This is a genomic window from Comamonas sp. NyZ500 (genome assembly GCF_016772095.1).
Classification (GTDB): Bacteria; Pseudomonadota; Gammaproteobacteria; order Burkholderiales; family Burkholderiaceae_C; genus Comamonas; species Comamonas thiooxydans.
This window is the reverse complement of the sequence record NZ_JAEIJE010000013.1, coordinates 18,283-30,359: the sequence shown is the minus strand read 5'-3', so window position 1 is coordinate 30,359 and position 12,077 is coordinate 18,283. Positions and strand designations below refer to the sequence as shown.

Sequence of the window (12,077 nt, the reverse complement as noted above, 5' to 3'; positions counted from 1 at the left end):
ACCGGATGCGGAACTAGCTTACTGCACTTGCGATGTTTGCTGCAAACAAGGGAGCAGGTCGCGCGCCTGGTTCAAGCCATCAATGCTGATGAGCACCATGACCCATATGCTGGTGCCCGGCACCGGCGGCCGCAGGGGCCGTCGCGCGCACCGGCAGCTGCAGGCTCAGGCGCGACACTGCGCCCTTGGCATCCTTGAACACCAGGGTCACGGGCACCTGGCTGTCCTTGACCAGCGGGGCCTTGAGCTGCTGAAGCATCAGGTGATAGCCGCCGGGCTTGAGATCCACGGCCACGCCCTGAGGCAGATCCAGGGCCTCGATGGCGCGCATGCGCATCACATCGCCCTCCATCTTCATCTCGTGCACCTCGGCCACGGCGGCGGCCGTGGTTTCCACACCGACGAGCTTGAGCGGCTCCTGGGCCGTCAGGCGCATAAAGGCCCCCGAAGCCTGCTGACCCGCCACGCTGGCGCGGGCCCAAGCGTTCTCGACCTTGACATGGGCCGCATCGGCATGGGCCCAGGCGGCCCCCGAAACCAGCAGCGAAGCGACCAGCGAACCCAGGGCCATCACGGTAAAACGACGCGTATTCATGAAACCATCTCCATTCAAATTCAGTCTGGACTTACGCAAACAAGGGTGCATCAAGATGGTCCCCTTGAAACCAAGCCCTTGCTTGAGCCCGATTTGCATAAGTCGTGTCAATCTCAAATCGATCTGAGACGCTTGACCATCAAGCGCCCTCAGCTATGTTTTTCAGGGTTCAAAGGGCGGCGCACGTACGGGCGGCAGGGTGGAGACAAAAGCTCTGTGAGCGACATCGGCCCAGGGCCGGGCATCGACAACGGCGCGGTGACTGCCAGGATCTGCCTGCTGCGCTGGCGGCGGCGCCAGCAGCGGCAGGCACAGCGCGCAATCCAGTCCATGTGGGGTAGCGGCATCGTCGCTGGCGGGGCTGGGCACCCAGTGTGTGCTGCCGCTGGCCGTGCATACTGCCTCCCAGCCGGCAGGCGGCGTGGCGCGCGCCCAGGGCGTGAGCATGCTGACCAGCAGCACGCAGAACCACGCACCCAGCACCCTGCGAGCCAGAAGGGCTGCCGGTTTGTGCCGAGGAGGATGTGCGCGCCAATGCATGGAGCGATTGTAGAAGCCGGCCCGCTATCCGGTTGGCGACGCAGGGCTTGCGCCACTTGCCTCTACGATAACTGGCCACGTATACCCATTCACAACCACCGATCAGGAGACAAGCATGCTGACTTTGTGCGGATTTTCGGCCAGCAACTACTACAACAAGGTCAAGCTGGCCTTGATGGAAAAGCAGATTCCCTTCGCCGAGGAGCTGGCCTGGCTGGGCAGCACCAACCCCGAGGAATCTCCGCTGGGCAAGGTGCCGTATCTGCGCACCCAGCATGGCGCCATCAGCGAGTCCGACGCCATCATCGAATATGTGGAAACACTGTCCAGCAAGGTGCCGCTGCTGCCCGCAGACCCCTTTGCTGCCGCCAAGGTGCGTGAGCTCTGCGTCTATCTGAATCTGCATCTGGAGCTGGTGGCGCGCAACCTCTATCCCCAGGCCTTCTTCGGCGGCAAGATCAGTGATGGCACACGCGACAAGACGCTGGAGCAGTTGAAAAAGAACATCGCAGCCTTTGCCAAGCTGGCCCGCTTCGATACCCCGTTCATCGCGGGCGACAGCTTCACGCTGGCCGACTGCAGCGCCATCGTGCATCTGCCGCTGGTCAGCAGCGCCAGCAAGATCCTGGGCGGCAGCGATCTGCTGGCCGAGCTGCCGGTGCGCGACTATCTGGCGCGCATGAGCGAGCGTCCCACGGTGCAGAAGGTCAACGCCGACCGCAAGCGAAACACCGAGGAGCTGATGGCACGCATGCAGGCCAAGGCTGCGCGCTGAAGCGTGCCGGGTACGGGCCCGGTGATGCTACGCTTGGGCCCATCATGCAAAGCGCTTTTCATCTTGCCTACCACGTGACCGATCTCGACCAGGCCCGCCGTTTCTACGGCGGCGTGCTCGGCTGTCGCGAGGGTCGCAGCACCGACACCTGGGTCGATTTCGACTTCTTTGGCCACCAGATCTCCCTGCATCTGGGTCAGCCCTTTGCCGTGAGCAACACCGGCAAGGTCGGCAACCATATGGTGCCCATGCCCCATCTGGGCGTGATCCTGCTCAAGCCCGACTGGCTGGCCCTGGCCGAACGCCTCAAAGCCGCCGGCACCGCCTTCATTCTGGAGCCGCAAGTGCGCTTTGAAGGCGAGCCCGGAGAGCAATGGACCATGTTCTTCACCGACCCCTGCGGCAATCCGATCGAGGTCAAGGGATTTGCCAACTGGGACGCGGTTTACGAACACTGATCCCCTCTGAGCCGCTTCGCGTCTTCCCCCAAAGGGGGACGACGACCTTGGCTGCGGAGCGGCCCTAGCTGGCCGTCTCGCGCTTGGACTGCGCCAGTGTCACTGGCTCATCACTTCGAGCAAAGCCGGATGGGAAGCCTTTATAGGTTGAGCGAAATCAGCCTCCAGTGTTACCTGGATTGCGGTCACCGCTATCAAAACAGAGCCTCCCCCCCTAGGCTACTACGCACGTTCCATGAATCCCAGCAAACCGCTGCTGCGCTGCGTGGGACTGCCCATCGCCGACACCAGCAGGCCGGGCACTTCGGTCCACAGCGAGAACGCCTTGCGCGCCCGCGTGATGCCGGTATAGACCAGCTCGCGGCTGAGCACATTGCCGCCCTGCGCGGCCAGCACCAGCGCCGTGTGCTCGAACTCCGAGCCCTGGCTCTTGTGCACCGTCATGGCAAATGCGGTCTCCACATGGGCCAGGCGCGCCGTGCTGACATGGTGCAGCAGCTCGCCCTGCATGAAGTACACGCGCAGCCGCGCCGGGTCGGCAAAGCTGGGCAGGGCCATGCCGATATCGCCGTTGAACACGCCCAGCTGCGCATCGTTGCGCGTGACCATTACCGGACGGCCCATATACCACTCGCCCTCCTTGCGTATGGCGCCCATGGCCTGCAAGGCCTGCTCCACCGCGCGGTTCAGCCCCGCTACGCCCCAGTTGCCGTCGCGCACGGCGCACAGCAGGCGGTAGCGGTCGAAGGCGGCCAGCACCTCCCTCACCCATTGCTGGTGCTCGACCTCGCTGGCAAAGCCGCGTCCCTTGCCCTGCCCATGTCTTTGCAGCACCTCGGCGTAGGCGGCATAGCTGGCAATGCCGCCACGGCCTTGCACGGCGCTGCGCACCACGGCCTCGACCTCACCGCCTTCGCGCGCCCAGAGTTCGGCATGCAGGCCGGTCTGGGTCTGCGTGCGCAACAGCGCCATGGCAGCCGGTGCATCGCCGGCATTCACGGCCTGTGCCAGCAGACCGATAGGGCCGCCAAAGCGACGGCTCTCGCGCAGCATGACGGTGTGCTGAGCCAGCGGCAGGGCCCTGGCCGGCGCCAGGTACTGTGCAGGTAGGGACTGGCCCGTCACGCGCTCGACATAGGCCGCGGTGTCCGGCGCGTAATTGCCCCGCTGCGCATCGCGGCACAGATCGCCCAGCACGGCACCGGCCTCCACCGAGGCGAGCTGATCCTTGTCGCCCAGCAGAATCAGGCGCGCCGTGGGCGGCAGGGCCTGCAGCAGCGCGGCCATCATCTCGAGGTGGATCATGGAGGCCTCATCGACAATGAGCACATCCACATCCAGCGGATTGCCTGCATGGTGGGCAAAGCGCCGCGTGTCAGGCCTGGCCCCCAGCAGCGAATGCAGGGTGCGTGCCGCCCCCATGCGTTTGACCAGCGCTTCCAGATCCAGCTCTCGGCCCACGGCCTCCTTCAGCTCCAGCAGCGAGCTATCGATGGACTGCTTGAGCCGCGCCGCCGCCTTGCCGGTTGGCGCAGCCAGCGCGACGCGCAGCTGCGCGGCATCCGGCGCCGTGGCAAACAGCAGCGCCAGCAGGCGGGCAGCGGTATAGGTCTTGCCCGTGCCCGGCCCGCCGGTGATGACGGACATATGCCCCCGCAGCGCCAGCGCGCAAGCCAGCTTTTGCCAGTCCACCGCATTTGCGGCAGCTGCGGACGAGCTGAAAAGCCGCCCCAGCCATTCGCGCACCCTGGGCTCGTCAAGCGCCACCGCATCGGCCGCCGTACGCTGCGCCATATGGGCGGCCACGCTGCGCTCATAGTCCCAGTAGCGGCGCAGATACAGCAAGGGCGCAGCGCCGTCCAGCAGCACCAGCGGCTGACCTCGGTCTGCCGCTACCGTTCCCGGCTGCACGACACGCACCACGGGGCTGCGGCGCAGGGCCTGCAGCCAGTCAGCCAACCGGCCGGGCAATTGCTCCCATAGCGATTGCTGCAGGCGCTCTGCCTCTTTGGGCCAGGCAAGAATCTGATTGGGATCGCCAGCCAGCGCCTTCAAGGGCAGGCAGCTATGACCGCGCCCCTCCATCTGCGCCAGCACGGCGGTAGCCACCAGCAGCGCAGGCCCGGCCTCTGCGTCCTGCGCGGCGACAAAGGCCGCCAGGGCGCTGTCCAGGCGGCGCAGCAGGCCCGCATCGGCCAGTCGCTCCAGCGCGGCCAGCCAGTCCGTCGTGCCTAATGCAATCGTGTCGCCATCCGCGGGAGCTGCAAACAGGTCCAGCGTCTGCAGATCGGCTTTGCGGCGCCCCTTCATGGCTGCTCCTCCTTCAATTCCTTTTCGTTATCTCCGAGAAGCGCCTCCAGCCCGTCCAGCAGCGCCAGCGGCGGCTTCAGCACATGCATGCCGGCGGCCTCGCCATCGATACCGCGCAGGAAGAAATAGAGCGCGCCGCCCAGCTGTTCGCGAGGGTCGTAAGCCGCGCCCAGCCGGCTTTGCAGCAGGCGGTGCAGAGCCAGCAGATACAGCGCAGCCTGCACGTCATAGCGGTGCTCTAGCATGGCCTGCTCCAGCGCCTGAGGGGCGTAGGCCGCGCCGTCCTGGCCCAGGTGGTTGGTCTTGTAGTCCAGCACCCAGTAGCGGCCGCCATGGTGAAACACCAGATCGGCAAAGCCCATCAGCATGCCGTGCAACTCGCGCTCGGGCAGCACCGGGCGCGGCTGGCCGGCAAGGATGTGCCGGCGGCACAGCGCGTCGATACGCGGTGCCGACAGGCGCCGCGCCGGCAGCCAGAACTCCATCTCGGGCAATAGCACATCACCTTCGCCCAGTTGGGCCAGCGAGACGCCGAGCGGCGCCAGCGGCTGGTGCACCACGGCGCGCAGCCACTGCAGCACATCGGCGGCCTGCTCCTTGCGGCCCGCGCGCTCGCAGCGGCGCAGCAGTCGGGCCGCCAGGGGCTCGCTGTTGCCGGGATCATCCTCGGGCTGCAGCGCAAAGTCCTCGGCGGCCAGCCATTCCAGCTGGTCGTGCAGGAAATTGCCCACCACCGGGCCGCGCATGAAGCGGTGCCACACCGCAGCATCGCTGCGCGCACCGGCGGCGAATCTGGTCAAGTTGGGCAGGGCGGTCATGACCTCGTTGATGACGCCCAGGTCCAGCGCAGCTTCACCCGCCTCCTGGGCCTGCAGCGCACGCTCGTCCTCGGCGGGACTTTGTGCGGCCACCGGCAGGACCGGCAGGCTGGGTGCGGCCATGGCGCGGGTCAGCGACGAAAAGCTGCCAATGCCCCAGCGGCGGTCGAACTGCGCCTCGTACACGGGCGCGGCGGCCAGGGCGGGCAAGGCCTGCGCGGCAACATAGCGCGAGGCCACGGGCAGTTCGGCCGGCAGATCCACGACGGCGATCTGCGTGCAACGCTCGCTCAGGGCCTGGATGCTGGCGCGCCAGCCGGCTGCGGCCTGCGAAACATCTCCGGCCAGCAGATAGCCTGCCGCACCCTGTTCGTTCACACAGTTTTTGCTGTTGCCGCGTTTCATGGGGCCCAGCCCCATCCACAGTGCATGGCGCGGGCGGGTCAGCGCCACATAGAGAAGGCGCAGATCCTCGCGCAGGCGTTCCTTGTCGGCCTGCGCCAACTGTGCATCGTCGTAGTCCAGCACCAGCTCGCGCGCGGGTACGCCATCGATCTGCACGGGCAGCGAAAGATAGGCCGCCTTGCCGTCCACAGGTCGGAAGCTGCCGCCGAACGGCAGGCAGACCAGTGGGTACTCCAGCCCCTTGCTCTTGTGCACGGTGACGACCTTGACCAGATCGGCATCCGATTCCAGCCGCACGATCTGTGCATCGCCGGCCGCGCCCGGGTTCTCGATCTGGGTGGCCAGCCAGCGGATCAGCGCCTGCTCGCCCTCCAGCTGGGCACTCGCGCCTTGCAGCAGCTCGGCCAGGTGCAGATAGTTGGTCAGACGGCGCTCGCCGCCCATGTCCTTCAGCCAGCGCGCCGGCAATTCAAAGCGGTACAGCGTCTGGCGCAGCATGGCCAGCACGCCCAGGCGCAGCCAGAGACTGTGCAGTTCCTTGAGCAGCTCGCTGCGCGCATCGAAGGCCTCGTCATCGCTGGCCAGCCAGGCCAGCTCGTCAAACGACAGACCCATCATGGGCGTGGCCAGACCGGCACGCACGGCCAGTCCGTCCAGAGGCGCGGCCACGGCACGCAGCCACAGCAGCAGATCCTGTGCCTCGCCGCTGGCGAAGACCGAGTCCTGATCGGAGAGATAGACCGAGGCCACATTGCGCCGCGCCAGTGCGCGGCGCACGGCTGAGGCCTCCTTGCCAGTGCGCACCAGCACCGCGATATCGGCCGGACGCAGGCGCTGCAGCGGCTGGCCGGCTTCGGCAAAGCCCGTGGCTCCGTCCATCAGCCACTGCACGATCTGGCTGGCGCAGAACTCCGCCCCACGGCGGCGGATGTCGTCATTGCTCAGCGGCTCATCGCTGCAGCCATCCCAGGCAATGGTCAGCGCGGCCATGCGCTGGCTGCCCTGCATCAGCAGCTCCTTGCGGCCATTGGCCTTGACGCTCTCGAACGGCAGCGGATTGCTCTGCCCGGCGCGAAACATGAACGCCCCCTCGCCTTCGCGCACTTCAGCCTGCACAAACCATTGGTTGACCGCATCGACCAGCGCCTCGGTGGAGCGGAAGTTGGTGTCCAGCACATAGTGGCGGCCCTCGGTCGCCTGCCTGGCCTGCAGATAGCTGTAGATGTCCGCACCACGAAAGCCGTAGATGGACTGCTTGGGGTCGCCGATCAGCAGCAGTGCGCTGCCCGCGCTGTTGTCTGCCGTGCGGTAGATCTGGTCGAACAGCCGGTACTGCAGCGGCGAGGTGTCCTGGAACTCGTCAATCAGCGCCACCGGGTACTGGGCCAGGATGCCGGCTTGCAGCGCGGGGCCGTTGTCGCCAGCCAGAGCCGCATCCAGGCGCTGCTGCATATCGGCAAAACCGAAAGTGCCGGCCTGGCGCTTGAGCCACAGCAGGCGCTGCTGCACGTGGACTGCCGCATGCAGGCGCAGCGCCACATGCAGGGACGGCAGCTGGGCCAGGGCCTGAAGCAGCTGCTCCAGCTCGGCAGATGCGGGGGGCAGCTCCACCGGCATATCACCTTTGCGCGCTTCATCCAGCCCGGCAGGCACCAAACGGGTGGCACCCGTCTTCATCGCCGCCGCCAGCCCATCGTGCGGCGCGGCAGCCCACTCCCGCAAAGCTTTCAGCCAGTTCTTGTAGTTGGCCGGCTTGAGCTTCAAACCATTCCAAGCACTTTTGTTGGTGGCCAACTGGCCGTCCAGCCAGTCTTCCAATTGCTGCGCTTTTTGCTCCCAGCCATCGCCAAGCATTCGCAGTTGCTGCGCACGCTCAGCCTGGGTCTGCGCAATGCATTCACCCAAGGTTCCGGCGCCCGCCGTGGCGGCTATGTTTTCACGCAGCAGCGACTGCATATCCTTGACCAGGGCCTGCACATCGGGCCAGACCTGCAGCGCCGCCTCCAGCACCTCGCCCGAAAGCGGATAACACTGCTGGCGCCAGTAATCCTGTGCAGCCTCGGTCTGACGCTGGCTTTCATCGGCCTCCAGCGTTTCATCAAACAGATTGCCGCTGTCAAACGCATGCTCACGCAGCATGCGCTGGCACCAGGCGTCTATGGTGTGGATGGCGGCATCGTCCATGCACTGCGCAGCCATGTCCAGCCGCCAGGCAGCTGTGTCGCGCTGCTCGCCTTCGGCATAGGCATCGCGCAGATCGCGCAGGAAGCTGTCGTGCCCCGCCGGTTCGGCCTCGCCGCGAAAGCACTGCACGGCCTCGATCAGGCGGGCACGGATGCGGTCCGACAGCTCGCGCGTGGCGGCCCGCGTGAAGGTCATCACCAGAATGTCGGGCGGCATCAATGCTCGGGCAAAGCCGTTCTCTGCGCCATGGCCCAGCACCAGTCGCAGATAGAGTGCGGCAATGGTCCAGGTCTTGCCTGTGCCCGCACTGGCTTCGATCAGGCGCGAACCCCAGAGCGGGAAATGCAGGGGCTGCAGCGCCTGGCTGCCGGGCTTCATGGGGTTGGCGGGCGCGCTCATTCCGGCTCTCCTGGTTGTTCGTCCTGGTCTGCGCAATGCAACAAGGGCAGATCCTCGGTCTGCACCTGCGCGGCCAGCCAGTCATGCAGCGGGCCATAGACCTGCTTGGCCAGGACGTGGAAGCGCAGATCGGCCGTCAGCGCCGCCCAGTCGGGGTAGCAGCGCGCCCAGCTGGGGTCTTCGCATTCGCCGCCCAGCATGTAGCCGCCCTCGTAGGCCTGCGCGGCGGCGCTCGGATCGTCACGACCGGCTGCGATGGCGGCTTTGAGAGGCAGCGGCAAGGGCTCGTTCTGGCCCGCCAGCCACAGCTGCATCAAGGCTTGCAAACGCTGCGTGGCCGCCTCCGGCTCCAGCGGCTGCACCCAGACCAGGGTGTCGCGTGCGATCACGCACATCAGCGTGTCGCTGCCCGTGCTTGAAAGCGCCAGACTGCGCACATAAATGGGCAGCAGCTTGTGGGCCTGAAGCTCGCCTCTCTTGTTCAGCAGCGTGCGCGGCTCCAGCGCGAACCAGCAACGGCTGTGGCCCGCGTCCGAAGACGGCTCTTCACGCTCCTGCAAGCCATCCATCCAGTCATCCAGCGTGACCGCTCCGGAGTGCAGCAACAGCCGCTCGCGCGGCGCCGCATGGGGCCACAGCCGCATCTGCTGCTGCCAGGCCAGCAGCGACGGCGTGGCCTGCGCCTGCAAGGCCTCGGCCTCGCGCCTGCCGAGACCTGCCAGCGGCAGCACGCCGGCACGCCCCAGACGCTGCACCTGGCGTTGCACCTGCATGCCCACATCCAGCGCCGCATCATGCGCCAGCTGCGTGCGCACGCCTTGCTGCAGCTGCTGAATCAGGCCGTAGGCGGTCAGGCCATCGACGCTGAAAAGCTCGTCGTCCTCCAACAGCTCCTCGTCCTGCTCAAAGCGCACCTGCAGGCGATTGCGCAAAAAGCTGCGTGCAGGGTGGCGCAGAAATTCCGTCAGTCGCGCCAGCGTCAGCGGCACCTCGGGGTCGGGCTCGAAGGCAGCCACGACCGGCAGCACCTGCGCTGCCCGCTCTTCATGCGCGCCATACCATTCGCGCGCGAAGGTCGACAGCCCCGAAGCCTGCTCGAAATAGCGGCGGCTGAAGGGCTGCAAAGGATGCTGGCGGGTACGCTGGGCCAGCAGCAGATCTCCGCGCTCGCTGGCGGAAAGACCTGCACTGCCTTCCCCCTGCCAGCCCTGGCGGAGATAGTCGCGCAGCTGCGAGACCAGCACCGAGGGTGGCTGCTCGCTGTTGTCGCGCACATGGCGGCCGGCCCAGCTGATATAGAGCTTGCTGCGGGCCGACAGCAAGGCATCCAGCATCAGCTGGCGGTCATCGTCGCGGCGCGCGCGGTCGCCGGGACGCTGCTGCCCGAGCAAGGCCATCAGGTCGAAGTCCACGCGCGTGGCGCGGCGCGGGTAGTCGCCATCGTTCATGCCCAGCAGACACACCACTTCGAAGGGGATGGCGCGCATCGGCATCAGCGTGCAGAAAGTCACGCCGCCGGCACGAAAACGCTGGTTGAGCGCGGGCTCGGACAGAGCCTGCAACCAGGCCTCCTGTGCCACTTCCAGCGGAATCAGGGCCTCAAAACCCGCTTGCTCGCAGGCAGCCTGCCAGCCGACCAGGGCCGTGTCGAGTGCGGCGCACAAGGCCTGGTCCTCATCGCCCTGCGCGACAAAGAAGTCGTCCATCAGACTGCGAAAACGCTGGGCCCAGACCTCGGGGGCCGCAGCCGTAGCAGCCGTTTGCCACCACTGCAGCATGCGCCCCAGCAAGCTGGCCAGCGACCCGGCCAGCTCGGCCGTCAGGCCGCCCACTTCGTCATAGGGCTCCATGCCGGCAAACACCTGTGCCTCGTCGAAGGCGGCCTCCAGCGCCGGCCCGCTGGCATAGCCCAGCAGCATGCGGCGCAGGCCGAACCAGGCGCTGTTGGGATCACCGCAGGCCGCCAGGCCCAACTGTGCTCGCTGCGCATGGTTGAGCCCCCAGCGAATGCCCGCACCGGCCATCCAGTGCGTGAGCTGGGGCAGATCGCCTGCCGCCAGACCCACGCGCGCCGCCACGGCGGGGACATCGAGCAGGTCGCACAACTCGCTCAGACGGCAGCGCTGCTGCGGCAGCTTGAGCAGCCATTGCAGCGCCGTCACCAGCGGACTGCTGGCACGCGCGCCCACGTCGGCGATATCAAACGGAATATGGCGAGCATCGTGGCGGCCGTACTGACCGAACACCGCGCGGATGGCGGGTGCAGCCTCTTCGATCGACGGCAGCATGACCACTACCTCGCGCGGCGCCAGCGCTGGGCGGCCCGCAGCGGCAGGCTCGGCCAGCCATTGCAGCAGCTGGTCGTGCAGCACTTCGAGCTCGCGCACCAGACCATGAGCCTTGTGAAAGACGATGGACTGGTCGGCCGCTGCGATCTCGACCGCAGGGTGCTCCGACATGGGCACCAGATCGCGAATGCGCTGCTGCACCTGGACCAGCAGCGGTGCGTCGATCAGCTCGCTCGCGTCGGCCTCGTCATACACATCCACACGCGGCCAGCCCCATTGCACGGCCGTGTCGCCCGTAGTGTCGAAGGCATCGAGCTGGCGCACATAGTCGCGGCTCTGCCGCCCCCATGCCGCCAGCAGCGGATGGGCATGGGCGTGCATGGCCGCCAGCGGAATCTGCGCCAGATCCTTGCCTCCCTTGTCGGCATGGCGGCGGCGCTGCTGGCGCAGCAGCTCGCGCCCGTCGATGGCATCGGCCCAGTGAAAGCGGCAGGGGTTGGGAACGGCAATCAGCACCTGGCTGTGCTGGGCAATGCCGCTCAGAAACTGCATCAAAGACAGCGGCATCTGGCTCATGCCGAACACCACCACGCGGCGCGCCAACGGCGTGACCGGCGGCTGACCGCTTTGCAGCGCGTCCAGAATCCGAGCCAGCAGGGCCGGGCGGGTGGCGGCACGCTCCTGCTCATCGAGTTCGGCCAGCACCTTGCGCCACAGCTGGGGCTGCCAGAGCTGCCCTTCGGGCACTGGCTCGTCGGGGCGGCCCGCTGTACGCAGCACATCCTTGCCCTTCTCCCAGGCGGCCAGCCAGTCGGCGCGGTAGATCTGGTACTGGTCGAACAGGTCGGCCAGCTTTTCGGCCAGCTGCAGCAGACGCTGCGGCTCGCCAGGGCGCAGAAAGTTGGCAATCGGTGCGAACGCAGGCTCGCCCAGGCATTGCGGCAGCAGACGCATCAGGCGCCAGATCATGGGCGTCTTGTCCAGCGGCGATTCACGCGGCACCTCATGCCTGCCCAGAATCTGTCGGTAGCTGCGCCAGACAAAGCGCGCCGGCAGCTCGACCTGTGCTGCGGCGCACACGCCCTGCTGCTCGGCCATGCGCATCTTGAACCATTCGGCCATGCCGTTGCTTTGCACCAGCACGATCTCGGGCTCCAGCGCCTGCAAGGGATGCGCCGCCAGCCAGGCCAGCACGGTATCGGCCAGCGCCTCGGTCTGGTTGCCGTGAATGGCGATCAGGCCCGGCTGCCAGTTAGCTGCCGGTTGCGACGCCCTTGATTGCTGCTCTGCTGTCACACGCGCTCC

Annotated in this window: 7 protein-coding genes; 2 read left to right on the top strand and 5 right to left on the bottom strand. The window is 66.8% G+C overall.

Annotated elements, in window-relative coordinates; all coding sequences use genetic code 11:
• Window positions 1–79: 79 nt before the first annotated feature.
• Window positions 80–595 (bottom strand): copper chaperone PCu(A)C, encoded by a 516-nt coding sequence (locus tag JAO85_RS17915; protein ID WP_202788665.1) that lies wholly within the window; start codon window positions 593–595, stop codon window positions 80–82.
• A gap of 162 nt (window positions 596–757) precedes the next feature.
• The gene (locus JAO85_RS17910) at window positions 758–1,135 is read right to left on the bottom strand and encodes a hypothetical protein (RefSeq protein WP_237734898.1); all 378 of its coding nucleotides are present in this window, start codon (window positions 1,133–1,135) and stop codon (window positions 758–760) included.
• Between the two features lie 115 nt (window positions 1,136–1,250).
• Here JAO85_RS17910 and JAO85_RS17905 point away from each other — a divergent pair, with 115 nt between their 5' ends.
• Together JAO85_RS17905 and JAO85_RS17900 are read left to right on the top strand one after the other, a co-directional pair.
• Window positions 1,251–1,910, top strand: a complete 660-nt coding sequence (locus JAO85_RS17905; RefSeq protein ID WP_003065661.1) for a glutathione S-transferase — start codon at window positions 1,251–1,253, stop codon at window positions 1,908–1,910.
• A 44-nt stretch (window positions 1,911–1,954) separates the two neighbouring features.
• A complete protein-coding gene (locus JAO85_RS17900; protein WP_202788664.1) occupies window positions 1,955–2,368 on the top strand; it encodes a VOC family protein in 414 nt (137 codons plus the stop codon).
• 222 nt (window positions 2,369–2,590) lie between these two features.
• On the opposite strand, the gene recD is transcribed toward JAO85_RS17900, so the two are convergent.
• Genes recD through recC form a run of 3 tightly spaced genes read right to left on the bottom strand, consistent with a single transcriptional unit; the run spans window position 2,591 to window position 12,068 of the window.
• A complete protein-coding gene (recD, locus tag JAO85_RS17895; RefSeq protein WP_202788663.1) occupies window positions 2,591–4,678 on the bottom strand; it encodes an exodeoxyribonuclease V subunit alpha in 2,088 nt (695 codons plus the stop codon).
• A complete protein-coding gene (gene recB / locus JAO85_RS17890; protein WP_202788662.1) occupies window positions 4,675–8,484 on the bottom strand; it encodes an exodeoxyribonuclease V subunit beta in 3,810 nt (1,269 codons plus the stop codon). The genes recD and recB overlap by 4 nt, the downstream gene beginning before the upstream one ends.
• Window positions 8,481–12,068 carry an exodeoxyribonuclease V subunit gamma gene (recC, locus tag JAO85_RS17885; protein WP_202788661.1) on the bottom strand — a complete coding sequence of 1,196 codons (3,588 nt, stop codon included), beginning with the start codon at window positions 12,066–12,068 and terminating at the stop codon, window positions 8,481–8,483. The genes recB and recC overlap by 4 nt, the downstream gene beginning before the upstream one ends.
• Window positions 12,069–12,077: the final 9 nt, after the last annotated feature.

Excerpts from the sequence above, each read along its gene's own strand:
- JAO85_RS17900 (WP_202788664.1), top strand. The coding sequence starts at position 1,955 with ATGCAAAGCGCTTTTCATCTTGCCTACCACGTGACCGATCTCGACCAG.
- JAO85_RS17915 (WP_202788665.1), bottom strand. The coding sequence starts at position 595 with ATGAATACGCGTCGTTTTACCGTGATGGCCCTGGGTTCGCTGGTCGCT.
- JAO85_RS17910 (WP_237734898.1), bottom strand. The coding sequence starts at position 1,135 with ATGCATTGGCGCGCACATCCTCCTCGGCACAAACCGGCAGCCCTTCTG.
- recD (WP_202788663.1), bottom strand. The coding sequence starts at position 4,678 with ATGAAGGGGCGCCGCAAAGCCGATCTGCAGACGCTGGACCTGTTTGCA.
- JAO85_RS17905 (WP_003065661.1), top strand. The coding sequence starts at position 1,251 with ATGCTGACTTTGTGCGGATTTTCGGCCAGCAACTACTACAACAAGGTC.
- recB (WP_202788662.1), bottom strand. The coding sequence starts at position 8,484 with ATGAGCGCGCCCGCCAACCCCATGAAGCCCGGCAGCCAGGCGCTGCAG.